General features: G+C 40.8%; 25 protein-coding genes and 2 tRNA genes. 10 read left to right on the forward strand and 17 right to left on the reverse strand.

The genetic code is table 11. The features are described 5' to 3' along the window. The first annotated feature begins 39 nt into the window (after window positions 1–39). On the forward strand, window positions 40–777 hold the full coding sequence (locus tag U0R10_RS03070) for a tetratricopeptide repeat protein (RefSeq protein ID WP_377982368.1): 738 nt from the start codon (window positions 40–42) through the stop codon (window positions 775–777). Here the strand turns inward: U0R10_RS03070 and menD are convergent. The 6 genes from menD to U0R10_RS03100 form a co-directional block, all read right to left on the reverse strand. Next, window positions 763–2,397 (reverse strand): 2-succinyl-5-enolpyruvyl-6-hydroxy-3-cyclohexene-1-carboxylic-acid synthase, encoded by a 1,635-nt coding sequence (gene menD / locus U0R10_RS03075; RefSeq protein WP_377982370.1) that lies wholly within the window; start codon window positions 2,395–2,397, stop codon window positions 763–765. The two genes, U0R10_RS03070 and menD, sit on opposite strands and share 15 nt — an antisense overlap. Before the next feature lie 16 nt (window positions 2,398–2,413). Next, window positions 2,414–3,277, reverse strand: a complete 864-nt coding sequence (locus U0R10_RS03080; RefSeq protein ID WP_377982372.1) for a sigma-70 family RNA polymerase sigma factor — start codon at window positions 3,275–3,277, stop codon at window positions 2,414–2,416. Window positions 3,278–3,335: 58 nt separating this feature from the next. After that, a complete protein-coding gene (gene pnp, locus U0R10_RS03085) occupies window positions 3,336–5,471 on the reverse strand; it encodes a polyribonucleotide nucleotidyltransferase (protein WP_377982374.1) in 2,136 nt (711 codons plus the stop codon). A 117-nt stretch (window positions 5,472–5,588) separates the two neighbouring features. Beyond that, the gene (gene rpsO, locus U0R10_RS03090; RefSeq protein ID WP_377982376.1) at window positions 5,589–5,864 is read right to left on the reverse strand and encodes a 30S ribosomal protein S15; all 276 of its coding nucleotides are present in this window, start codon (window positions 5,862–5,864) and stop codon (window positions 5,589–5,591) included. Window positions 5,865–5,932: 68 nt separating this feature from the next. After that, window positions 5,933–7,363, reverse strand: a complete 1,431-nt coding sequence (locus tag U0R10_RS03095) for an LptF/LptG family permease (protein ID WP_377982378.1) — start codon at window positions 7,361–7,363, stop codon at window positions 5,933–5,935. A gap of 1 nt (window position 7,364) precedes the next feature. Further along, the gene (locus U0R10_RS03100) at window positions 7,365–7,757 is read right to left on the reverse strand and encodes an START-like domain-containing protein (RefSeq protein ID WP_377982380.1); all 393 of its coding nucleotides are present in this window, start codon (window positions 7,755–7,757) and stop codon (window positions 7,365–7,367) included. Between the two features lie 130 nt (window positions 7,758–7,887). On the opposite strand from U0R10_RS03100, the gene U0R10_RS03105 reads away from it, so the two are divergent. Next, window positions 7,888–7,961: transfer RNA gene (locus tag U0R10_RS03105), tRNA-Met, on the forward strand. A 181-nt stretch (window positions 7,962–8,142) separates the two neighbouring features. Here the strand turns inward: U0R10_RS03105 and U0R10_RS03110 are convergent. Further along, complete coding sequence (locus U0R10_RS03110; RefSeq protein WP_377982381.1) at window positions 8,143–8,604, reverse strand: deoxycytidylate deaminase; 462 nt, start codon at window positions 8,602–8,604, stop codon at window positions 8,143–8,145. Window positions 8,605–8,685: 81 nt separating this feature from the next. After that, complete coding sequence (locus tag U0R10_RS03115) at window positions 8,686–9,198, reverse strand: FKBP-type peptidyl-prolyl cis-trans isomerase (RefSeq protein WP_377982383.1); 513 nt, start codon at window positions 9,196–9,198, stop codon at window positions 8,686–8,688. A gap of 198 nt (window positions 9,199–9,396) precedes the next feature. On the opposite strand from U0R10_RS03115, the gene holA reads away from it, so the two are divergent. Beyond that, entirely contained in the window at window positions 9,397–10,437 is a 1,041-nt protein-coding gene (holA, locus tag U0R10_RS03120; protein ID WP_377982385.1) for a DNA polymerase III subunit delta, read from the forward strand. On the opposite strand, the gene U0R10_RS03125 is transcribed toward holA, so the two are convergent. Further along, the gene (locus U0R10_RS03125) at window positions 10,434–11,171 is read right to left on the reverse strand and encodes a hypothetical protein (protein WP_377982387.1); all 738 of its coding nucleotides are present in this window, start codon (window positions 11,169–11,171) and stop codon (window positions 10,434–10,436) included. The genes holA and U0R10_RS03125 overlap by 4 nt on opposite strands. Window positions 11,172–11,306: 135 nt before the next feature. Between U0R10_RS03125 and U0R10_RS03130 the strand changes: the two genes are divergently transcribed. Further along, window positions 11,307–11,379: transfer RNA gene (locus tag U0R10_RS03130), tRNA-Lys, on the forward strand. Window positions 11,380–11,524: 145 nt separating this feature from the next. Here U0R10_RS03130 and U0R10_RS03135 read toward each other — a convergent pair. From U0R10_RS03135 to U0R10_RS03145, 3 genes are read right to left on the reverse strand one after another with little or no spacing between them, the layout of a single operon-like run. Then, a complete protein-coding gene (locus tag U0R10_RS03135) occupies window positions 11,525–11,818 on the reverse strand; it encodes a DUF3817 domain-containing protein (RefSeq protein ID WP_377982389.1) in 294 nt (97 codons plus the stop codon). A 34-nt stretch (window positions 11,819–11,852) separates the two neighbouring features. Next, window positions 11,853–12,449 (reverse strand): pyridoxamine 5'-phosphate oxidase family protein, encoded by a 597-nt coding sequence (locus U0R10_RS03140; RefSeq protein WP_377982390.1) that lies wholly within the window; start codon window positions 12,447–12,449, stop codon window positions 11,853–11,855. Between the two features lie 4 nt (window positions 12,450–12,453). Then, window positions 12,454–14,835, reverse strand: a complete 2,382-nt coding sequence (locus U0R10_RS03145; RefSeq protein ID WP_377982392.1) for an alpha-L-rhamnosidase-related protein — start codon at window positions 14,833–14,835, stop codon at window positions 12,454–12,456. A gap of 54 nt (window positions 14,836–14,889) precedes the next feature. On the opposite strand from U0R10_RS03145, the gene U0R10_RS03150 reads away from it, so the two are divergent. Then, complete coding sequence (locus U0R10_RS03150) at window positions 14,890–16,404, forward strand: VCBS repeat-containing protein (protein ID WP_377982394.1); 1,515 nt, start codon at window positions 14,890–14,892, stop codon at window positions 16,402–16,404. 30 nt (window positions 16,405–16,434) lie between these two features. Here U0R10_RS03150 and U0R10_RS03155 read toward each other — a convergent pair whose 3' ends face one another. Continuing rightward, window positions 16,435–18,507, reverse strand: a complete 2,073-nt coding sequence (locus U0R10_RS03155) for a penicillin acylase family protein (RefSeq protein ID WP_377982396.1) — start codon at window positions 18,505–18,507, stop codon at window positions 16,435–16,437. Further along, the gene (locus tag U0R10_RS03160; RefSeq protein ID WP_377982398.1) at window positions 18,504–19,220 is read right to left on the reverse strand and encodes a DUF4197 domain-containing protein; all 717 of its coding nucleotides are present in this window, start codon (window positions 19,218–19,220) and stop codon (window positions 18,504–18,506) included. The genes U0R10_RS03155 and U0R10_RS03160 overlap by 4 nt, the downstream gene beginning before the upstream one ends. A gap of 66 nt (window positions 19,221–19,286) precedes the next feature. Here U0R10_RS03160 and U0R10_RS03165 point away from each other — a divergent pair, with 66 nt between their 5' ends. The 4 genes from U0R10_RS03165 to U0R10_RS03180 all read left to right on the forward strand — a co-directional run bounded on the left by U0R10_RS03165 (window position 19,287) and on the right by U0R10_RS03180 (window position 22,270). Continuing rightward, window positions 19,287–20,660: a M20/M25/M40 family metallo-hydrolase gene (locus U0R10_RS03165; RefSeq protein ID WP_377982399.1), complete on the forward strand. Its 1,374-nt coding sequence runs from the start codon at window positions 19,287–19,289 to the stop codon at window positions 20,658–20,660. 4 nt (window positions 20,661–20,664) lie between these two features. Continuing rightward, window positions 20,665–21,483 (forward strand): ThuA domain-containing protein, encoded by an 819-nt coding sequence (locus U0R10_RS03170; protein WP_377982401.1) that lies wholly within the window; start codon window positions 20,665–20,667, stop codon window positions 21,481–21,483. Between the two features lie 114 nt (window positions 21,484–21,597). Next, window positions 21,598–21,918, forward strand: coding sequence for a type II toxin-antitoxin system HigB family toxin (locus tag U0R10_RS03175; RefSeq protein ID WP_377982403.1), 321 nt, complete (start codon window positions 21,598–21,600; stop codon window positions 21,916–21,918). A 4-nt stretch (window positions 21,919–21,922) separates the two neighbouring features. Then, window positions 21,923–22,270, forward strand: a complete 348-nt coding sequence (locus tag U0R10_RS03180; RefSeq protein ID WP_377982405.1) for a helix-turn-helix domain-containing protein — start codon at window positions 21,923–21,925, stop codon at window positions 22,268–22,270. On the opposite strand, the gene U0R10_RS03185 is transcribed toward U0R10_RS03180, so the two are convergent. Beyond that, entirely contained in the window at window positions 22,271–23,338 is a 1,068-nt protein-coding gene (locus U0R10_RS03185; RefSeq protein ID WP_377982407.1) for a helix-turn-helix transcriptional regulator, read from the reverse strand. A 91-nt stretch (window positions 23,339–23,429) separates the two neighbouring features. Here U0R10_RS03185 and U0R10_RS03190 point away from each other — a divergent pair, with 91 nt between their 5' ends. Then, complete coding sequence (locus U0R10_RS03190) at window positions 23,430–23,717, forward strand: hypothetical protein (RefSeq protein ID WP_377982409.1); 288 nt, start codon at window positions 23,430–23,432, stop codon at window positions 23,715–23,717. Window positions 23,718–23,835: 118 nt separating this feature from the next. Here the strand turns inward: U0R10_RS03190 and madM are convergent, their stop codons facing one another. Together madM and madL are read right to left on the reverse strand one after the other, a co-directional pair. Then, entirely contained in the window at window positions 23,836–24,594 is a 759-nt protein-coding gene (gene madM, locus U0R10_RS03195; protein WP_377982411.1) for a malonate transporter subunit MadM, read from the reverse strand. 1 nt (window position 24,595) lies between these two features. Next, window positions 24,596–24,952 carry a malonate transporter subunit MadL gene (gene madL / locus U0R10_RS03200; protein WP_377982413.1) on the reverse strand — a complete coding sequence of 119 codons (357 nt, stop codon included), beginning with the start codon at window positions 24,950–24,952 and terminating at the stop codon, window positions 24,596–24,598.

The following is a 24,952-nucleotide window of genomic DNA, read 5'->3' on the forward strand; positions in this document are numbered from 1 at the left end:
AATTAAATTTGAGGCACAAAGATAAAAATTATATCCATTATGAGGTACCTCGTTTTATGCATGTTTGCTATTTTAACTGTGTCTTGTCAATCAGATACCTCAAAAAAAGAAGCATCTGATTTTTTTCTGCGCGGTAATGCCAAATATAAAGAGAAGGAATATTTTGAATCCATTAAATGGTATAATGAATCCATTGAGAAACAAGAAGTTTTCCCAGATGCGTATTACAATCGGGGTTTAGTGTATCAGCACCTCGAAAAGCATGATGAGGCATTAGAAGATTTTACAAAAGCCTTCGCCCAAGATTCCAAATTTGCTCCTGCCCTATTTAAGTTGGCCGAAACCCTTCAAACCTTAGAAAAATACGATTTAGCCTTAACTGAATCAGCGAAACTGGTTAAGAATTTCCCTGATTCTGCAGCAAATTGGACACTTCATGGCAATATTCAAATGCAAAAGGAGATGTGGAATGAGTCGATGGTTTCTTATGATCGTGCACTAGCTATTGATTCTCTTTCGGTTGAAACGATGATCAATCAAGGTGTGGTGTTTCAGGAGTTGAATCAATTAGATTTAGCAGAAAAGATGTTCAAACGCGCGTTGCGTCAAGGCAAATATCAAGATCTGATTTATAATAATTTAGGTTACGTGGAGATTCAGCGGATGCATTGGGAATTAGCTAAACAATATGTTCAAAAAGCGTTAGCTGTTGATCCTAAAAACCCATTATATGTTAAGAATTGGGAGCGAATTCAGAAAAAATCACTGCTTGAATAAGCGCATATAAGCTTGCAATTCCTGGGTATTTACTGCAGAATCTGTGAAAATTTCTAAGATTTTAGCGCGATCACTAGGCTCCCCAAAGTGCTGCATTTGTTGGTGCAATTCATTCCAATCATACGCTTCAAAATAGTCGATTCCAGCATCTAAAGCTGTATTTTTTGCACGAAACACTTGCTTAGTTACCATGAATTCATCCAGTTCAGGTAGGTCTTTGGCTCCATCCAATATGCCAAAAATTCCTCCCCCAGAATTATTGAAGATGATAATGCGCACATTAGCACCTACATACGCATTCCATAGCGCATTGCGGTCATATTGAAATGCCACATCACCAATGAGGGAAATGACCAATTTATTGGTTTGTTGGCTCGCACCTATAGCTGTACTCAAACATCCATCGATGCCACTAGTCCCTCGGTTTGAAAATACCTCCGATTGTGTAAATGTATTTTCTGTCCAGTTGATGTACCGAATGGCCAATGAATTTGCGACATGTACCTCCGAATTTGGCGAGTCCATGGTGCCAATCAAGTGATTATAAATAGCCAATTCAGACCAGCTTTCTTTCTTGAAATATGCTTCCTGTATCGCTTCCAACCTGTTTTTTGCACTATTTACAGCCGATACCCCCCTCAGGGTTTGTTGACACAATGACGTTAAGACCGAAATTGTTTCCGCACGAACCACGCGGGTTAGACATTGAAATGGATCTGGTTTTCCGATGGGATTTGGGTGCACCAACCAGGAGGCCGTTGGCTTATAGGTTCTCAGAAATTGTTTAATGCGTTTGCTAACAAACGATTTACCAAAATGAATATGAAACTCCGGTTGGAATGAAGGTAAATTTACCTCATTCGCCCAAATTAAATCATGGTGCAGTTGGCATTCCGCCGGCAGATTAGCCGTTGCATCCCCAATAACAGGTATTCCATTCAGCGCCAATTGGGCAAAAAAATCATTCTCAGCCTGATGGAATGGTCTTTGGCCGACAGTAATTAGTAGTGAAGCACCTTGTTTTACCTGAAAATCTGTATCCAATTCAGGTGTTTTATGGGCTTCAATGGCCTGAGGTTCCCGAATTTGCGGTAATGCCTCTCCGTTAGTTGGATAAAACGGCTCAGCGATGGGCACATTCATGTGTACGGGCCCTTGTGGAAATGCCATGGCTTTTTCCACGAGCTGATTTGGTTGAAAGGGTTTGAAGCTTTCGGCATGTTTGACATGCTTTCCAAATAGATTTTCTTGATAGATTGTTTGTCCATCCCACTGGCCAATCCACTCGGCTGGTCGGTCTGCGGTTAAAACAATGAGCGGAATTTCTTGGAAGAATGCCTCAACGACAGCTGGAGCAAAATTAAGTCCGGCTGAACCTGAGGTGCAACAAATAATGACAGGTCTTTTGGTTTTTAATGCGCGACCGAGACCAAAGAAACCAGCAGAACGTTCATCTGAAATTGAATAGCAGCGAAATCCACCGTGGCGAACCATGGCTAGCATGATCGGTGCATTACGCGAACCTGGGCATATAACTGCTTCATTTACACCTTGTTGGTGCAAGTTATCAATCAAATCCACAAGTCCTTCTGGGTATGCCATCGCAAAAAAAAGCCTCATAAGAGGCTTTTAAAATTTATCCAAGATACGTTTTAAGGGCTTTACTACGTGACGTATGACGGAGGCGGCGAATCGCTTTCTCTTTAATTTGTCTTACGCGTTCGCGTGTTAGGTTGAATTTTTCACCGATTTCCTCTAGGGTCATCGCGTGCTCACCATTTAAGCCAAAATATAATGTAACGACATCAGCTTCACGTTGGGTTAACGTAGATAATGCGCGTTGAACCTCCCGGCGTAATGAATCATTGATCAAACCAGAATCTGGCTTGTCTTCTGAATCATTTTCCAAAACGTCTAATAATGAATTTTCTTCTCCTTGAACGAAAGGCGCATCCATGGATACGTGACGACCTGAGATTTTCAGTGTGTCAACAACCTCACCTGTAGAAATTTCCAATACTTCGGCTAATTCTTCTGGAGAAGGCTCACGTTCAAATTTTTGCTCGAGTTCAGAAAACGTTTTCGAGATTTTATTTAGGGAACCTACGCGGTTTAATGGCAAACGAACGATACGAGATTGTTCTGCCAAAGCTTGTAAGATGGATTGACGAATCCACCATACGGCGTAAGAGATAAATTTAAATCCACGGGTTTCATCAAAACGTTGAGCTGCTTTGATCAAACCTAAGTTTCCTTCGTTAATTAAGTCACCAAGGCTTAAACCTTGATTTTGGTATTGTTTAGCTACCGAAACCACGAAACGTAAATTGGCTTTCGTCAAACGTTCCAATGATAACTGGTCTCCTTCGCGGATCTTTTGTGCGAGTATTACCTCTTCATCCGGTGTCAATAAATCCACCTTACCGATTTCCTGCAGGTATTTGTCAAGTGATTGACTTTCCCTGTTGGTAATTTGTTTGCTAATTTTTAGCTGTCTCATAGGATCTTACAACAGATTGAATGGGCAAAAGGTTTCGATTCTTTTGCCCATGAATAATTTATTCAGCGTTTGCTTCTGGTTTTGGAAGAAGTGCTTTGGCAGAAAGACGGTATTTACCGGTTTTCTTATCTACTTCTACTAATTTAACCTGAACCTTATCGCCTTCTTTGAAGACACCGTCCATTGTTTCGATGCGATCCCATGAAATTTCAGAGATATGCAATAAACCATCTTTTCCAGGTAAGAATTCAACGAAAGCACCAAAAGCTTGGATGTTTTTCACTTTACCTTCGTAGATCTCGCCTACTTCTGGAAGTGTAACGATTCCTTTCACCATGCGCACTGCGTGAGCCATCGCCTCTCCATTGGAAGAGAAAATGCTTACGTAGCCACCATCTTCTTTTTCTTCGATGGTTACCGTTGCACCTGATTGTTTTTGGATATCTTGAACGACTTTACCTCCTGGCCCGATTACGGAACCGATTTGGTCTTTTTGGATCTTAATGACAGTAGCACGCGGAGTTTGTGGCTTGAATTCTTCACGAACAGCAGGCATTGCCTTTTTCATTTCATTCAAGATGTGTAAACGACCTTCTTTTGCTTGCGTTAACGCTTCTGCTAAAACTTCGTATGACAAACCTTGAACTTTAATGTCCATTTGGCAAGCAGTAATACCGTTTTCCGTACCTGTTACTTTGAAGTCCATATCACCTAAGTGATCTTCATCTCCTAAAATATCAGAAAGAACGGCATACTTTCCAGTTTTTGCATCTGAGATTAAACCCATGGCGATACCAGAAACAGGCGCTTTAATTTTCACACCCGCATCCATTAAGGCTAATGTACCCGCACAAACGGTAGCCATAGATGAAGAACCATTAGATTCTAAGATGTCAGAAACAACACGTAACGTGTAAGGGAAATCTTCCATTTTTGGAAGAACCTTACGAATCGCACGCATAGCTAAATTACCATGACCGACCTCACGACGTCCAACGCCACGGTTTGGCTTAACTTCTCCTGTTGAGAAACCTGGGAAGTTATAGTGTAACATGAATTTATTGTATCCCTGCGTCATTGGTTGATCGATGATTTGCTCATCCATCTTCGTTCCCAAGGTAACAGTTGTCAATGATTGCGTTTCTCCACGCGTAAACACCGAAGAACCGTGTGGTGTAGGTAAATAATCTACTTCACATGTAATTTGACGGATCTCGTTCAATTTACGACCATCTAAACGATAGCGCTCTTGTAATACTAATTGGCGAGCAGCTTCTTTCTCGATATCGTGTAAATACGTTTTTGCTAATGAAAGATTAACTAAATGATCTTCAGGCAAGCTGGCGATAAATTCGTCAACGATTGCTTTGAAACCAGCTTTACGCTCGTCTTTCTTTGGATTAGCTAATTTAGCTACGGCTAAATATTTCTCGTAGTAGTTTTTCCACAATTCAGCACGCAACTCTTCGTTGTGTGATTCGTGTGAATACGTACGTTTCTCCGTTTTTCCGCAAGCTTCTGTTAATTCGTTTAATGCTTTACATTGGATTTTGATTGCATCGTGCGCAACTTTCAAAGCCTCTAACATTTCTGTTTCAGAAACTTCGTCACCCTCGCCTTCTACCATCAAAATATCGTTTGCATTCGCAGCAACGATTAATTCAAGGCTAGCACCTACTAACTCGCTAACACTTGGGTTCACTTTATATTCACCGTTGATTTTCGCTACACGCACCTCAGAAATAGGTCCGTTGAAAGGAATATCAGATACTGCCAAAGCGGCAGCAGCAGCTAAACCTACGAAAGCATCCGGTAAAACTTCAGCATCAGCTGAAATTAGATTGATCAAAACTTGAACATCCGCATGGTAATCATCTGGGAATGTAGGACGCAATGCGCGGTCTACTAGACGTGAGATAAGAATTTCATAATCGGATAAACGGGCCTCTCTTTTTAAGAAAGATCCAGGAATACGTCCGTTAGACGCAAATTTCTCTTGATAGTCAACAGATAATGGAAGGAAATCAACTCCTTCTTTGGCCTCTTTGTTTGCTACCACAGTGGCTAGCAACATCATATTTCCTGACTTAATGACAACAGCTCCATCCGCTTGCTTGGCTAATTTGCCAGTTTCAATTTGGACTTCCTTGCCATCTGGCATCGAAATATGCTTTGTAATGATGTTAAATGACATACGTTTCGGATAAAATTTTCACGCAACCTCGCGTGAAGAAGTGTAATGTTTGATGAGTTCAAACGGGGTAAATCAAATAAAACAGGGCTCCATGGACATGGAACCCTGCTGAATTTATTACTTACGAATTCCTAACTCAGCGATAATCGCACGGTAACGTGAAATATCAGTACGAGTTAAGTAATCCAGTAAACGACGACGCTTACCTACTAATTTTAAAAGTCCTAAGCGCGTGCTATGGTCTTTTTTGTTTTTCTTTAAGTGCTCAGTCAAGTGATTGATTCTGAATGTGAATAACGCAATTTGCGACTCAGCAGAACCAGTATCGATCTTAGACTTTGCTTTCCCTTTTGATTCGAAAATCTCTTGTTTTACTTCGGGTGACAAATACATCTTTTACCAGTTTATAGTGTTTGAAAAATTAATCCACAAAAGTACGCTTATTTAATTAGAAATACAAATCAATTCGCACGTTGCCATTTTTGCTTGAATCGACCCCACAGGACCAAATAATTATCCGCTTCAAAAAGGCGCGAATCATTCACGGCAATGCGAAGAAAATACAATCCAATCAAGGTAAGTATCGTATTTGAAATCCATGCGCCTATTTCTAGTATCAATTTTCCTTCCTTCGCCATCTTGTCGCCTTGTTGGCTCATGATATACATCAAGATAAAAAACGACACGGCCACAACGACGGGTATACCAAATCCTCCGCGCTTAATGATGGCTCCTAAGGGTGCGCCAATTAAAAACATGACCAATAAGGCCAGCGATGTAGTGAATTTACGGTGCCATTCTAACCGTGTTTTCAAGAGTTTTTCTTCGCGCGATTCTAAATTCACTCGATTTGTTTCCGCAAAAATACCCATGTTGGTAATTTGCTGATCCACGATATCATAGATGTCTCTGTTTCGTTTTTTGGCACCTGAATCAATGCGTGCGGCTACCCAGCTAGACGATTTTAACATTTTATAGGAGTGTGCAACTGGATGAAAGTAATATATGAAATTAGGTCCAGCGGCTTTAGGGAAGCCAATTTTGATATTTCGAATCACGCGCCGTAATGAATCTTCATCTGAATCTAGTTGCACATTACTGCGCATAATTTCATGGTGAGCGAATTGATTATCTTCGGTTTTATGCATGTCAAAAGCCTCGAGTGACATGACTATTTTACTCTTTTTAAAGTGATGTAAGGCCAAATCTGTGGCATCTAAATTACTCCCTCGATCAGCATCTTCGACATAATCTTTACCATTAAATAGCTCAAAAATGAGGTATTTCTTGTTCAGAATGGTGTACATCTGTGCTGAATCTGCCAACGTAACATGACGGTTACCATCATTGTGCGTATGGTCGTAAATGATTAAGCTTTTTAACGTTTTATTATCTGGGTATTTCTTCGCCACTTTAATCGAATAGCCTGGTAGATCGGAATAAAAAATACCCTCTTTGATATTTAAGGTCGTTTTGGTGGTTTTAATGTCATACAAAAGCCCCCACCCTTTTAAGTTGGCCCACGGTAAAGCCACATTATTAAACCAAAACATAAAAATACTTAGGCCAATTGCTGTAATGAAAATCGGGCGCATGATCCGTGTAATGGATATTCCGGCACTTTTTAAGGCCGTTAGCTCAAAATTCTCACCTAATTTTCCGAAAGTCATTAAGGATGATAGTAGTACGGAAAGCGGTAAGGCAAGTGGAAGGGTAATGAGTGAAAAGTAGAAGAATAGTTCGATGTAGATGAAAAAACCAAGGTCTTTTCCAAACAAGTCTGAGAAGTAAAACAGAACTAATCGAAGGAGAAAAATAAAAATGACAACCAAGGTGGTGAGCGAAAAAGGCCCCCAGAATGCTTGTAATACAAGTTTATCAATTTTACGCATACTAACTGCCGACTATTTCTTTTAGTTTATCAGTCAGGTAGTCCCATAATTCTTGGGCATCTGCAGGACTTTTGAAGGTAGATGCGCTATCGAAAATTTTCAAATACGTCGCATTTGTCAATTCACTCACGTCAAGTTTAATTTCAATAACAGCGCTTAATGGAGCTTGATCAGCTGCAGTAAAGTCAAATTTCACTGATTTATTGACCTTATTTTGAACTAAATGTCCTGTGTGGGTTTCGTTGTCCCAATAAAAAATGAATAACTCAGCATTTTTTACCGTTACTTTCTCAGCAAACCATTGTTGGAGCCCTGAGGCAGAACTAATGTACGGGTAAAGTACTTTTGGAGAGGCTTTTATCTCGTATTCAAATTCAAAATGTTGCTGTCCCATATGCCTGCTAGTATTGATATAAACAAAGGTAAACTATCTTGTCTAATTCCCAAATCCGCGTCAAATTTAATAAGTATTCATAAAATATTTGTGACTCTACTAGCTTTCAGTTACATTTGCACCATGTTTTGGCGGGGTAGCTCAGATGGTTAGAGCGTTGGATTCATAACCCAAAGGTCGGCAGTTCGATTCTGCTCCCCGCTACAAAAAAAAGACCTCACAATTTGTGGGGTCTTTTTTTTGGACGTTGGACACTGAACGTTTGACGTTGGAATGTAAAAACTCGGTGCCTCGCGTCAAATAATTAACGACAAACATTACACTCAGATAATAGATACGCGACACTTCGCGTCTATGACAAAAAAAAACGCGAAGTATCGCGTCTCTACAGTATATCTTTGTAAGCAACCACATCTACTCCGAATTTCCGGAGGAAATCTACCCCTTCATCGGAAGCTAAACCTTTGTAAGCCGCGTAGCTATTGAGGTAGATGACACGTTTTATCTTCATGCTGTAAATAATGCGTGCGCAAGAAATACAGGGTGAAAGCGTGACATAGATGGTTGATCCTTCGATCGAAGCCCCATTTTTAGAGGCATATAGAATGGCATTTTGTTCGGCATGTAAAGCAAGCGAACAAGATCCTTTTGAATCTCGTGGGCACCCTCCTTCTTCATGGAAATCTTCGTCACAGTTATGTGTGCCTTGTGGTGGTCCATTATACCCAATGGAAATGATTCGGGTATCTTTAGTTAACACCGCTCCTACTTGCGCACGCGTACAGTGCGATCGCAAGGCTAGTTTCTCAGCAAGTTCCATGTAAATGGAATCGAAGGTTGGTTTCATAATAAATGAGGTGAGAGTTAAGAAGTGAGATGTAAGAGGTTATTTGTTTAACTCTTATCTCTTACTTCTTACCTCTTAATTCTAATGGTGCACCCCGCCTTCGCCGTGCACGTGACCATGTGCAAGCTCGTCAGCAGTGGCCTCTCTTAATTTAATGACTTTACCTGTAAAAATTAACTCTTTTTCTGCCAATGGATGATTGAAATCCATCATCACGTGATCATCGCCAATGGATACGACTAGTCCTTGCATCCGATTTCCTTGATCGTCTGTCATTGGAATGTAATTTCCTATTTTGAGGACATCGTCCGCTTTTTGGCCTTCTACTTCAAAAATTGATTTTGGAAGGGATACGATGGCATTGGGATCTATATTGCCATACGCATCTTCAGCTGCAATATTGAAATTAAATTCATCTCCTGCTTTTAGGCCCATCAAATTAGCCTCAAAACTTTCTGGAAGTCCACTTAGTCCGTGGATAAATACCATTGGTTCGTTTTCATCTACAATCTCAACGACGTCTGGTTGGCCATTTTCATCTGGGAAAGCAAGTTCATACGAGATAAAAACAACGGTATTAGGTGCAATTTGCATGTAATCATGTTTTAATGAGCGGTAAAGATAGGGAAAAAGTTTGAAGTCCGAAGTCAATAGTCCGAAGTCCGAAGTGGGCACCAAAATTAATTATGACCATATTACAGTTTCCAGAGGTCGGACTTTATACTTTTTTATATATTTGAAGATTATAATTTTTCTGCCGACTTCGGACTACGGACTTCGTACTTTTTTTACATGCAAAAATCCCCTCAAGACGTACTTAAAGACATTAAAGCCAAGAAATTTGCGCCAATCTATTTGATTCATGGAGATGAGCCATTTTTTATTGACCAGGTGGCGGATGCGCTGGAGGCTGGAATTTTGCGCGAAGATGAGAAAAGCTTCAATCAATTTGTCATGTTTGGCAAAGATCAATCCATGGGATCTGTAATTTCCTATGCACGTCGCTATCCGATGATGGCTGAGCGACAGGTGATTATCGTCAAAGAAGCCAGTTTCTTGGAGGCTTTGGCTAAAGGTAAAGAGTCCAAAGGAAATGATGATTTAAAAGCCTGGGAGGATTATTGCGAAAGACCCACTGATTCAACAGTTCTCATTTGTACGATTAAAAATTTAGTGGCAGAAAAGGCGAAAGTCTTGGCAGTTGCCGAAAAGCATGGGGTTATTGTCTGTTCCAAAAAGATTAAAGAAGATAAAGTGGGCGTCTGGCTCAAGGATTATTTGGCACAGCAAGGATTAACGATTCAAGCGGCTTCATTGGAATTAATGGTTTCATTTGTAGGTGCCGATTTACAACGGATGGCGCATGAGGCCGACAAATTAGTCATTAATTTACCCAAGGGTTCAGAGGTAGGTGCTGAAGAAATTGAGCGATTCATTGGGATTAGTCGGGAATACAACATATTTGAATTTCAACATGCACTTGCATCGCGCAACATCGCTAAAGCACAAAAGATTGCCTTTTATTTTGCCGAGAATACGAAGCAAAATCCAGTCCCTCCCATGTTAATCATGTTATTTAACTATTTCATGAAGGTGCTCCAAGTGCATGATTTAGGGGCCATGTCGGACGCAGAAATTGCCAAAAATATCGGTGTTAACCCTTATTTTGTGCGTGATTACCTGAATGCCAAACGTAATTATCCATTAGCTAAAGTAGTTCGCGTGTTGGAGGCAATCAAAAATGCAGATCTAAAGGTAAAAGGTGTTATTGGTCAAGCGGTTTCTGAACGTGACATCATCCTGGATTTAAGCTTTGAGATTTTACACCTTTAGTCAATCGGAGAATAATCATTGACTCTGATATAGCCTATTTGGCCATCTTGTAGACAGGTCACCCAAACATCTTTGGTGTGCCAAAAATTGATTCGATTTCCTTTTTTTAAGATTTTTTTCACTGGTGCAGCCGAAGAGGCGAATTCACGTAAATATGCTTTTTCGCTCGTGATAATCCCGTAATGAAAAAATCCTGGGAAGTTGGTGTAAACGAGCACAAAGGAAAAATAGGCCAACAAATAGGCAATTTGTATCTTTCTAAGTCGGCGACGGCGACGCAATTTCATGAGAAGGATGATCACGCCATACAAGCCAAGTAATACGAGCAAGCCCGTAATGTAAGGGAATAAGGCAAAATAAATCCATTCTATTTGGTCGATAAATGTGACCTCATAACCAGATAAGTTGTGCTTCGCTCCTATTGTTTCCAATCGTTTGGCAATGGCTGATGAATTTTCTTTGGCATTTATACTGGAAAGAAAGTATAATTCACTGACCCAATCATTTTTGGCTTTGGATATAAAAGCCAGTTTAAGTTTGATGTTTTCGGATTCTGCTTGTGCCTTGGGTAGATTTAAACGGTATATTTTTTCCGCTTCCAATAGTCGGTTTGCCTGAAACAACGAATCAGCTGCCTTTATTTGCTTTCTATCTATTTGGCTGTAAGCGCTTTGACAGAAGGCCAACAAAAAAATAGAAAAAAATATAATTTTATTTAGAAGCCTTGCTTGCATAATTCGAAAAACCGTCTTAGTTTTGCACCGCAATAAGGCAATAAAATGCCTTAAATGCAAATGAGAGTCGGTCAGTGACCGAATCTCCTTTCGGTTCCAGAGTGAACCATTTAATATAACAAGCGCAAGCTTGATGATTCCGTAGCTCAGTTGGTAGAGCAATACACTTTTAATGTATGGGTCCTGGGTTCGAATCCCAGCGGGATCACTTCTAAATTTAAAAACACTGTCTAATTCAATTTAGGCAGTGTTTTTTTTGTGCGCTACTCAATCGTACGTTTATTTGGTACTATGCGATAGCAACCTACCCCATATGTACCAGTGCGAATCGTAAGATCCGTTTGTGCAGTAAATTATCTAAATAGGGCTTTATCTGCATAAAAAGTGCCAAAAGGTATGAGTGAAGCAATAAAAGCCCCGAGCGTTTTAAGTATGTTCCATCGATGTATAAATGAAACTTGAAGCAGTAATACAACGTAAAGAATAAATAGGATTCCATGGGCTAGGCCAACGATGTAATTTGGCTGCGGCATCGCATATTGGTATTTTAAAATCATCGTAATTCCCAAAAGTAAATACGAACAACCTTCCATAAATGCGACAATGCGTAGTCTTCCTAGTGCCGTTTTCAATAAATTTTTAACCATTGGATAAAGTATAGGTAACGTGTGAAACACTAATTTAAGGAATCATCCACTGATTACGGCCTTGAACATAATCAAAATATGCTCTTCGATGCCCCGCATGGTTCAGCCACAACCAATCGATGGATTGAACCTGTATGGATACGATTCCAAAATTTTGAAGGCCAACTTCACTATCCTCCTGACTGAAATTTTCCTGCTCAATTTGTTCAGGTAAGCCACTGGTAGGTAAATCAGAAAAACTAGAAGGACTAAATGCTGTCAAATAACATCTCCTACTTGATAATGATGTCTTTTCCCAAGCCTCCTGCGTGATTTGATTCTCATGATGCAATTCAGCTATCCCTTTTATTCGTAATTGAATTCTTTCGGATGAATCATAAAACAGCGCGCTTATGGATGGATTGACAATCAATTCATCCCACTTCATACTTCTTATATCAGTGTGAAAATGCAACGTTTTTTCTACTGGATTTGCCCCTCGTAAAACAACTGTTCGCATATTTACCTCCTCCTTATGTTGAGTAGCTATACACGGTGTATGAAAAGGACTTCTACTTTTAGTCGCTCCATTCACTAGCCTAGTCCAACTGTCCTTTTCTAAATCAATTAAATTATAATTGATATTATCCATATTTTTAGTCCTCAATCAAAACGATTTCGTGTTTCATACCACTTAAGGTGACGCTTGCATAGCCATTCACCAGTTTTGGTTTTACTGTTTTACCATCAATCTTCCAATGTTTGTAATGCTTGCTTCCAGGACGGAAAATGAGTGTCCATGGTTTTTTCTGCTCCACATGGAAGTGAATTGCTTTGCCTTGTCGTTTAACTGAAATTGCCAACTGGTTATCCCCAATCGCCACGTTTTTGATAGATCCAAAAGCTAGTGAATCTGGCCAGGATGGGTTTAATTCAATTATTTTTTTATTCGCTTCTGGTTGTATGCCAAAAAACTGCTGAATAATAGGTACCTCGAACGCATAGCTATTCCAAGCCTGAGTCATCATCCCGTAATCAGGGGAAACCTCATAAATTGAACCTGGTAAGGCAAATGAAAAGGTGCGCAACATCCGTTGAATCAAATCATAGGCTGCTGAAGGATGACCATAATTATTCTCTGAAATCGCCTGGACCCCAGTTGGTAAGGTCATTACGGTACCCGTATACGTAAATTCGGATTTGCCCACTTTAGCGGCATACGACTCCGCCTTCGCTGATGTAGCGGAACGATCTATTCCCGTCACATACATGCCAAATTTGTTTCTAAACTTTTCAGCCGTTTTCAAAGCTAGAATAGCCTGTTCATTATCTGCCAAACCAGTCTCCATGGGCGTATTTACGACCCAATTGTGATGCAATACAAATCCGCGTTTGGTAGTGTCTGGGTTTTGCTCAATGGATCCTTTTAGCGCGGTTAATTCTTCTACCGCCCAATCATTCTTCAAACCTTTCGCTCGCTCAATCGCATCAGCAGTCAATCGCAATGCCTGCGATTTAGTGCCAATAAAGTCGGCATACGAATTCGAACCAGCTACCCAAAAATCTTTATTGATCTTTAATCGCATCGCTTTGTACGTAGTCAAATACTGATTAGCTAAATCACGTTTACCAAGTTCCTCAGCCATCTTCGAGGCATCCAAAAATGCTTTGGCACTATAGGCCGCCACATCGATCATTTCAGAATCTAAGCCATGTATTTCCATCATGCCATTGCCATCAGGAATTAAATTATGGTCTTTGTCATTCTCTTTCATTAACCAATGCAAGCCTTTTTCGATCATTGGAAAATAAACTTGGAGGAAAGCTTTGTCGCCAGTCCAACGGTACACCTGATAGATTAAGGAGGCAAATTGCGGGGTTTCATTGATATTTCCTGGATTAAAAACGGATCCATTTGTGCTCACTTCGTGAACAATGCGACCATTCCCATTCGTCTTTTCGGATAGCTTAGCAATTAATTCAATCGTACTATAAGCGACATCTTTACGCCCTGAGGCTATCAATCCTTGTAAGGAATACGTCATATCTCCGCCAAAAAACCAGGGATAATCAGGCATACCTGCTGTAATTCCGCGGCCTATTCCATCTACATCATTAATTAACCAATCTGCGTTGTATTTAAGCCAACGGAGCGCTTGGGTTAATTTCGGGTCTGCAAGTTTGATTGCTGAAGTTTTAGCTAGCTTTTCGAATCGTTGTTTTTTTGCCTGCACATAAGTAGTTCCATTGGCTAAAACTGATGCGCATGTAGATGTGGCAGCGTTTTTTGAAACGGATGAGCCACTAAACACAAAAGCTATTGTTTCCTTTTGATGTGCGGGAATTCGGATGGAATAGGATGATTTTGCTAAAGCTGTGTTTGGTTTGATGGCTGCACCAACTTGTAAGTTTGTGGCCTGATGCGTGGAGCTCATTACCGCGTACCAGTTATTGGAACCGTCTTTGGCAATGATCTGATTATTTTCAAAGGACAGCTGATCCGGGTAGTCAATCATTTCCGTTCGCTCGCCTAACCAGACAGGACGCAAATTCGAAATAGCTTCCATCGAAAATTTGACTGTTTGGCTTTGATTGGTCGTGTTTTCTAACACATATTCCACATATACGGCTGCCTTTCCATCGGGTACAAACTGAAACCGACTGACTTTGATTTGTTGGCCGCCATACCGATGTTCATTGGCATATGGATAATTGACGAATCGAATTGCTTTATCTAGTTTAATCAATTGATTATTCACTTGATATGACGCACTAAACCCGTCCCATAATTTAATCGGATGTGCCCAAATCCCTCCCATTTCATCTTTAACGTGCCAACCGATTGAAGGGAATGTCCCATCTTGATGCCCAACCATATACAGTTTATCACCTGCGGTATTATAGGGTGTTGATAAATACTGCGACTTACCAGGAATAGATTCAGAAGATCGGATAATCGTGGAGACGCTCTTTTGGCCTAATGCACTAAACGCGAGGAGTAATAGTAAAGGTATCTTCATCATATGATCAAAGTTCATGATTTTTTTGATTATTCATGAAAAAACCCTTTTTTTTGACAATTCATTTATCATATGGTCAACGCTAGAAACTTTTTATTCTTAATTCTTCTACTTTCATCTTGTTCAAAAGAAGAAATTACCCCAGTTGTCACTACACCTCCCCCAGCCCAAGCCGAAGTTAAATTTGTGCTCAAAGTAGAAGCTAGCGCCGGAGGAAAGGTAGATATTTCAGAGGGTACTTATGTAAAAGGAACTGAGGTAACCATCCGAGCGACGCCCAATAATTTTTTCAATTTCTCTGGATGGAGTAACGGAAAGAGTGATAATCCATTGAAGGTTATCATGGATAAAGACCTTTCGCTAAAGGCCGAATTTGTTAAGCAAGATTTGAACCTAACATTTAGCTATACGGAATTTAGTGAGCCCCAACTTCCCCCTTCTCCAGAAGGCTTGGGTTATGTCAAAATCAATAATGTTCCGCATTTGATTATTCCATTTGCCGACTTAAAAACTACGAAGGTCGATTATCTACGCATCTTTCAGTTTGATGAAAAGGCTAAAAAGTTAATTGACAAAACGAAATCAACGTTCAATGCGGTTAGTGAAGTAGGATATCCTAAAAGTCCATTGATCATGGAAGACTTTAATAAGGATGGATTTACAGATATCTTTTTGGTGGATCATGGCCAAGAAAATAATATGATTAATGGTCGATGGGAAGGTGGTTATTTGATTATGTATTATGGTACAGCCACTGGATTTGTAAAGCAAAACTTTCCTGGAATTACAGATAAAAAACTATTCTACCATCATGCAGACGTTGGCGATTATGATAATGATGGTGATCTAGATATCATCTCCCAACGCTGGTCATCCGCCTCAGAGCGCGTTCCGGCAGATAATACAGTTTCCATATTAAAAAATAATCAAGGCAAATTTGAGATAATCACCTTGGATAAGCCTTTGGATAGCGTGGGCAGTGTTTTATTTACAAATTTGGATGATGACCCCTTTTTAGAAGTTATGTGTGCTACGTACCGGAATGACCAAGGATCTCTGTGGGCTTGGGATCCGATGGCGAATACCACGAGTATTATCAATAACAAAATGGGGCCTTATGAAATTCATGACCTTGTTCAAATTTCAAATGCCAAAGGAAAAAGAATATTGATTTTCCCTGAAGATTACCAAGGAAAGAAAACACCTATTTTATCCACAACTGATAATGGGAAAACGATAACTACTTCAACTGACATGTTCGACTTTCAAGGACGCGACGTCATTGTTAAAGATTTCAATGGAGATGGTTTGGTCGATGTATTTACCTATTACGGTAATGATGGAGAATGGAACGCTAATTCGTATGGTCCATTAACCAAGTCCATTTACTTAAATACGGGAAATAATACATTTGCAAATCCACAGGAAGTGAAAGATATTTTCAATAAAGATTTCACCAATTTTATCGGCAAATTGTTTTTCCCGTTGGAAGCTACTCCAGAAGGATATAAGTTCTTGCGTTTTGAAGAATTTTGGCCTTCTCCTTTTCCTAAAAACGCTGAAATTGTCATCTTAAAAATGAAGTAGGTTGGTTGAAAACCTAATGCATTAATTCATTTATTCCGGATGATAAACCCTTTCGGCAGACTTCAAAACCTCTGCTTTATCCAAGGTCATTCGCTTGGTTTGTTGGGCCTGATATAATTCACGTTGATCCGCGAAGTGTTTTGACTCTGGATGCGAACTAGCCCCAAAGGTATTAACGGTCTCAATGAGCGGTAAACCACCATCTTTGGGGAATTTCACAAAGCCAATATAGGCATCCCCACTAATCATCTTACGCTTCGTCTCACCAAAGGGTTCTGTCATTACCGCTGCTAATACATCCGGCATACCCGCCTGAGGCCAATCGCCATTTCCGCGTTTTAATCGTTGGTATTCACCTAAGGTTACATCAAGCCGACCGTAATGCTTCAGTAAGAAGTCATGCACATATTGACAAAGCTGCACCGCTTCTGCCTCAGTTAATGGGTCTTTAGATCCATTTGAGCGTATTTTAGATGCATGATAATAGGCAATGTTGTAATACAGGGCGCCTACGCTCTCGATGTTTGTCACATGATTCCATTGATTGAGCCCATTAATTATGGTAGCTAAGGCTGGATATTTTGTGGCATCCAAGCTGAAAATCGCGGAGGCATCCCAACCATACGGATATAAAATCTTCGCAGGCAGTTGGCGATCAAATTTAATTCGCTTCAAATCTTCCCAGGTAATCTTATCTAATCCGTCGATGAGATCTTTTGCCCGTTGGCTCCGATTATTATGATAGGTCTCATATCCATCGTATTTGACGAATTTGGCAGGATTTAAATTCTCTGCTGTACTTGTTGCCAGGAAAGGCGAATGATTTGTATTGAACAAATACCCACTCGATGGATTTGTATACTGCGGTAATTCATCTAGAGGTTTGAATGTTTGCCAAAGCGTCGCACGGGTATTTCCGGGTAGCGTGGAGGCCCAATTGTATTTTGGGTCCGCATTGCGATACGGCATCTTGCCATTTGAGATATAAAAGATGTTATCTGACTTATCTGCATACATGATGTTAAACATGGGCAAATGATTCTGATTCAACGCAGCTTTAAATTCAGCGAAATTTGTTGACCGATTCATCGCATACCATTGTTGCAATGCCCCCGCATCCATCAAGGAAGGTAGTCGGATGGAGAAATATGCCCCTTTTGGCGTTTTTACGGTAGGTCCATAGATCGATTTATATGCCATTTTGCCCACGGAGAATGGAATACCTTTGATGTTTAATTTGACTTTTCTTTTTTCTAAGTTTAGCCATTCGCCATCTACTTTGTATTGTCCTGGATGATCTTTGTCGGTTTCCAACTGATATACATCGATTTTATCTTGAAAATTTACGGTATGGGCCCAAGCTAAATTTGGCGTAACTCCGTGAAAGATTAACGGTCCACCGGGAAACAAGCCTCCTAAAATATTCCAACCTTCCTCGCTTTGCACATGGGCCTCATAGAATGCAGTGGCACCTTCAATGGGCTGGTGCGCGTTAATAACGAGCATGGTCTCCCCTGACGCAGATTTATTGCTTTTTATCGCGAAGGCATTACTGCCCTCACCCGTAAATCCTTTTAAATGCGGAATGGATCCATCGAGAATCTTGGGAAGTGTTTTATCCACGCCGCAGAAAATGGCTACGGAGAACATGGTGGTCGCAATGTAATCCTCCAAGGCAATGGGAAACACGTGTTTGTTTAATACTTCGGATGGGTGTGCTTTGGCATAAGCGGTAAGTCCTTGCAGATAGCCTAGTACCAATTGAAGGAATGCAGGATCCATCGCTTTGATTTGTTGGTCCACCACCTCACGCGTATTCAACAACCCAAATACAAAATCTACTGGCGCCCCTTTCTTTCCCAAATAGGTACTCAGCTTCCCTTTACCCGTCAAAATGAGTGTTTGGATGGTTTTGAAGTCATCTTCCGCGTGTGCCCAAGCTAAGCCATACGCCACCTCTGGATCTGTAGGTGCGAAAATATGAGGTACGCCATAGCTGTCGCGCGCAATGGTGATTTGGTTGGTACGGATGGTGGGAACTTCTGCTTGTGCTTGTGTAAATGAACCCAATAGGCATAATATAATCAGAAGAGATTTTTTCATGGTTTGTCAAAAAGGCGTTTAAGTAGCGCGGATGTTCTGGCTACCGGGTTTGTCCGTATTTCTTTTTCTTGCAGCGCGATTTCGTCATAGATCCCTTGCAGGGCTTTTTCTGTGACATAGTCGGCTAAATTCGGATTCATTCTTTTATTGCTGAATGGAATCGCTTGGTAGGCTTTGTTGAGTTGATCCCAGTATTTGGTGGCCTGAACGGTCGCCAAAGAAGCTTGAATGGTAGGTTTAAATTGTTCGGTCAGTTGTTGCTGCGTCTTGCTGCGTAAGTATTCAGTTGCTGCGCGCTCATTTCCACGTAAGATAGCAAGTCCATCTGTGACAGTCATTTCTTTGATGGCTTGCAGTAAAATGGGAGCTGCCGTTTTGCAGGCGTCTTCTGCTGCACGATTTAGGCTAAGAATGAACGCGTCGGCGAGTTGGTTTAATCCCATACTTCTCAGAGTACTTTCTATCTTTTGTGCCTCAGGTGGCATGGCGATTTTACGAGCGGCGTTTTTGAAAAAGCCATCATGCTTGGCTAAATCAGCGCATCCTTTTTCTGCCCCAAGGGTTAAGGCTTCTTTTAATCCTGCCGATATATCAGCGGGATTGAGTTGTTGGGTGTCAACTAGTTTATTCGCTTTCTGAAGAAGGTTCGAAATATTTTGAGCTTGAAGCTGCGATCCGCAGAGTAAAAGGAATAGAATTCGAAGTGTGGTCATGGGTTTAAAATTACGTAATTTTATTTTTATCAGTATATTTAAGTTCCAACTAACCTTATAGCCTATATGAAAGTAACACTTACTTTATTCTTAGCTCTTTTTATCCCTATTTTCTCGTATGCGCAGGCCGACAGTCTTTTCATAAAAAGGATGTCGGATGACATTATGCGTAACGGAAAAGCGTATGAGTTGTTATATGAATTGACGAAAAAAATTGGTGGGCGGTTGGCCGGATCGCCGCAGCAGCAACAAGCGATTACCTGGGGAAAGCGGAATATGGAATTGTTAGGACCGGATAAAGTATTTCTTCAAGCGTGCAAATCACCTAATTGGAAGCGTGGAGGCGCTGATTTTGCCGCGATCGTAGGCGTTCAAGGTGAGGCACGTATTCAACCTTTGGCTGCATTAGCGCTGGGAAATTCGATGGGATCGAATGGCATGATTGAGGCAGAGGTGGTGGCAGTGGCTAGTTTTGATGAATTAGAGAAGCGGAAGTCTGAGGTAAAGGGTAAGATAGTTTATTACCACAGTGTTTTTGATGAAACTAAAATTCAAACGTTCAGAGCTTATGGGGAAAGCGGTGCTTTTCGTCGGTCTGGAGCATCTCGAGCGGCCAAATATGGTGCTTTAGGAATCATGATTCATTCGTTGAGTACGGCGCCAGATAATGCGCCACATACAGGATCCATGTCGTATGAAAAGGACTTGCCGATGATCCCAGCGGTGGCTTTGGGGCCGAATGATGCTAAAATGCTTTATGCGTTAGCACAAAAAGGTTCGGTAAAAGTTCAAATGCAAACGTATGGTCAATTCTTATGTGATGTGGATGATCAAAATGTCGTAGCTGAAATTAAGGGATCGGAATTCCCGAATGAGTATATCACGCTCGGCGGGCATTTGGACTCTTGGGATGTCAATGAAGGAGCTCATGATGATGGAGCGGGTGTTGTGCATACGCTGGAAGTGTTGCGTGTGATGAAGGCATTGAATTATAAGCCAAAGCGTACGATTCGATTTGTGCTCTTTGCGAATGAGGAGAATGGTGTGCGAGGAGGCAATGAATATGCGAATCAGGCTAAGTTGAAAAATGAAAATCACATCTTCGCGCTGGAGAGTGATGCAGGTGGATTTACGCCGCGTTCGATTGGAATTACGGCCTCAGGGGCAGCATTCAAGAAATTTCAAGCATGGTCGAACTTATTGAAGCCGTATGGAGCAGAAGTAACCTTAGGTGGAGGCGGAACGGACATTGGGCCTTTGGCGCGTGTCAATCCCTCGACAATTATTGCGGGTTTAGTGCCTGATAGTCAGCGTTATTTTGATTTACATCATGCGAAAACGGATGTATTTGAAAATGTAAATAAGCGGGAATTGCTTTTGGGGGCAGTAAATATGGCTGCCATTGTGTATTTAATAGATCAATACGGTGTAAATCCTTAATCGAATGAAGACGTTTTTTTTAGTAGTACTTTCTTTTCTTTTTGTTTATTCGGGGCAAGCGGCCCCTAAAAAGAGCCAACGGGTTTTGGTGTATACCAAAAACGGTCCCGGCTATGTACATGACAATATTGCGTCAGCGGTGGCATGTTTCCAAGGATTAGGAAAGGCGCATCAAATTCAAGTAGACGTTTCAGATGATCCAGCTGTTTTTACAGAGGAGAATTTGGCGAAATACCAAGCCTTGATTTTTACGAGTACAAACAATAATGTATTTAATTCGGATGAGCAGCGATTGGCGTTTCGTCATTATGTGGAGGCCGGCGGTGGTTTTGTGGGGGTGCATTCCGTGACGGGCACGGAGCGCAATTGGCCATGGTTTAAGATGATGATTGGTGAAACGTTTTCGTGGCATGCCAAATTTCAGCCATTTCGGATTTTGAATATTCAGTCAGGACATCCATCGATGCAGGGCGTTCCAGTGCGTTGGGAAAAGGAAGATGAATGTTACTTTGGAAAAGAATTATATCCAGGTATTCAGGTGTTGATGATGCACGATTTAAGCAGTTTGGATGTTAAGCAAGCGGATTTGGTGAACCAACATGCTGGTTCGTTTAAAGGGTATTTTCCAGCGGTGTGGACGCAAAAATTTCAAGGAGGACATGTTTGGGTGACGACCTTGGGGCACGATAAAGCAAATTATCAGGATCCTGTGTATGTTAATCACGTGTGGCAAGGCTTGAAATTTGTGCTCGATTCTGTGAAAGGAATTGATTATTCGAAGGTGAAGTCGGTGCGGTTTGATGAGGGGATTTGGGTTCAATAAGTTGATAATCAAGTTTTAATATCAGTTTTTTCTAATCAATATTTTCGTTAAGCCATTATCTTAATACAAGATTTGAAATAGTTTGCATTTTGCAAACTTTACAGTAATTTTGTTATGAAGATATTGCTAAAAAGGACGATTGATTATTACATGCATTTATATCCTGATGCATCTCATTCATTATTTATTTGGAATTATGAATTTGCTATTCATCATTTTTCAAACTTTAATGAAATAAAGGCTGTTTATCGTTCCGCAAGTATCATTGGTAATAATCGCGTGGTATTCAATATTAAAGGCAATGCTTACCGTTTGATTGTTTCTATGAATTTTACACAGGGGGCTTGTTATATCATTTGGTTTGGGAACCACCAATCTTATGATTCAATTAACGCTGAACGAATCCCATTTGATACAAAAATTGTTAAAAAGTAATGCTATGAAATGGAAAGTTTTAAAAACGGCAAAAGATTATGAAAAAGCTGCCAAACGTATGATGAAGATTTTTCATACGGAAGAAGAGGGTGCATTGCTTGATGAGCTCGAATTATTGATCGTATTGATTAAGGATTACGATGATCGAAATTTTCCTTTGCTAAATATGGATCCACTTCAAGTGATTATTCTTAAAATGAATGAAATGGGAATTAAATCCAAGGATTTAGTTCCATTGATTGGCTCTAAAGGGCATGTATCAGCCGTTCTTTCGGGCAAGCGCGAGATAACGTTAAAGATGGCTCAGCGTTTGAGAGAATTTTTTCAATTACCGGCGGAGGTGTTTATTTAACTAGCTATAAACCTCCTGCCCTTTTTCCAATCCCATTTTAACTTGCTGCACTAATTCTACTGGCTCAAGCACACGAATTTCTTGCGCATAGCGTAAGAAGAAATTAATTACCTCTTGGTCAATCTCCAGGTTTAGTTGTATTTCTACCCAGGAGTCGTTTGAAAGATTGATCTCTTGGCTCGTATGAATCGGATATTTTTCAATGTAGTTTAGCATCCAACTGTCTTTAGAAAGCCGACAGCGAATTTTTGTAGCCGTCAGACTACTACTTCTAAAAAGACCTAAGCAATTTTTGAAATAATCCGCAGGCCTAAAGTCTGGATGTATCCGCACAATGGGTTGATCTGACACAGGATTCACTTGTACAATCCGGTCTAAAGCGTATAATTGAAGTTGGTCTAGGTCAACTTTAATCTGAACCTCATCTGGGCTGACCGGTTGGAAAAGTACATACCAGCCCGTATACCAACCATTATTGTATTCTTTAAGCAATACGGGTAATCCGCGCGTTTGTTTCTGTTTGGACTGTGATGATAAACCACGATGGCTGAAGTCGACCACACGTTTCGCATAAATGTTTTCCAAAATGATGGGCATTACATCAGCCCCGGAGCGTGCGCCGTCTTTGACAAGTTCAATGGCCGACCATGGTAATACTTCATGGTATTGCGACAGGGTATTCTCTAATGCGATGGCACGTAATTTATTGACAACCCCCTCACCTGCTCCTCCGGAAAATAAATGCTTATTGGCCTCAATCGATGAAGCTATTTGCTGCAACTCGCGATCTGAAAATGTAGGGAAAGCACTAATGTCATCGCGTATGTATAGGTAATTTCCCGTGGCACGCGAAAATCGCAGTAATTCGCCAAAGGTGTCTTGGAGCGTTGGATAGCGTGTTTTCAGTAATTCCTTAAGCTCTCGAATATCTCGATTGAATGTCCGTTCGCTATAGCCAGGAATGTCGTGTTCGTCCTGTAAATAAGATGAAATACTTGCCAAATTCACTACAAATGCTTTTTGCAGAAACAAGCCATTCAATATTTTCAGTCGGTCCGTCGCTAACATCTTTTTTTCTTAAAGCTATGAATTTTCTTATTAACCGCCAAATGGTGGCGGTTAACAAGGGTAGCTTTGTACCAACAAAAAAGCAAAACTTATGATCACACAATCAATCAAATCGTTGTTAACCTGTCTTTTGGTGGTATTTATTTTCAGTTATGTTAGTGAAGGAATCTTATTAGCCTTTGCCATGAAAAAATCACGTCGTTCAAATTGGATAAAAATCGGCCTGATCACGATTTTATTTCTAAGCTGCTTAGGCTTTATTATTGCTCCATATCATGTCTTTGGACAAACTGAAGCAGACGGTTTATATACGTTGGCCTTCACGTTTTATGCGCTCGTTATGGCAATTGGAAGTGGAATTAGGACGCTAGCGCGTTAGTCCGAAGGGAAATAGTCCGAAGTCCAAAGGAAAAAATTAGAATAGAAATTTTAAAATAAATTAAGGCAATAACAGATTTTCAAAATAAACTTTCCCCTCCGGACTATTTCCCTCCGGACTAAAGGATCACCTTTAATGCAAAATACAACACCGACGGACAAAGCAAACATCCGAGTCCCGTATAAAAAGTAGCCGTCATGGCCCCATAAGGCACAAGTTTTGCATCTGTGGCTGCGAGTCCTGCGGCCACACCGCTCGTCGTTCCTAATAAACCTCCAAATACCATCGCAGATTTTGGATTATCTAAACCAATGTATTTGGCAATTAAGGGTGTTCCAATGGTCACCAATATGGACTTAATTACACCCGCACCAATGCTTATGGCGATGATGTCCGAGCTCGCACCTACGGCGGTTCCCGTAACAGGTCCTACCACAAAAGTACATGCTCCTGCTCCAATTGTTGCCAAGCTTTCCGCATCCGTGATTCCCATAGAAAACGCTAGTAAAGCTCCACTTGTAAACGTGATGATTACGCCAAGAAACAAGGAGAAAATCCCTACTATCCCCGTTTTTTTAATCACCGCAAAGCTAGCTCCCATAGCGGTAGATACAATCGCGAAATCCCGAAATACCGGTCCCCCCATTTGCTTAAAGCCACTCAAACCAGTTAAATCCGCAATTCCATTTTTGCCTTCTGTCAGCACGCCTGCAAAATAGGCTAAAACCAATCCCGCAAAAATAGCGATCGCAGATCCAGGTATTTTCTTTCTAAATACGAATTTGGAAATACCTTCAGCCGCAAACATGATGAGTCCAGTGACTAAAAATGCCACCATTAATCCATTTTTGTCCAGTAATGTTTCGATGTAATTCATGTTAGCGTTGGTTTTTGTTGGCCAACAATGGCATGAGTGATAAACAAATGATTACAGGAATGATGCCTGCCAAAACTGCCAGCATTCCATTGGTAAAGGCTACGCGGACGTTTTGGATGGCCGACATCGCCACAATGATGGGAATGTACATTTTACTCCAGAATAAAATCCCTTCACCCATTTCAACATGAAATAGATTTCGTTTTTCCAATTCATTCTGAGCCAAAATTAGAAACAACATCGCAAAGCCCACGCCACCTACGTTGGCCTCTATATCCAATAATCTCCCTAAGGTTTCCCCGAGTAATTGACCTGCAATAAAACATCCGGCCAATAAGGCCACTCCACGTAATAACAT

The sequence above is a fragment of the Aquirufa avitistagni genome (genome assembly GCF_042715545.1).
Lineage (GTDB): Bacteria > Bacteroidota > Bacteroidia > Cytophagales > Spirosomataceae > Aquirufa > Aquirufa avitistagni.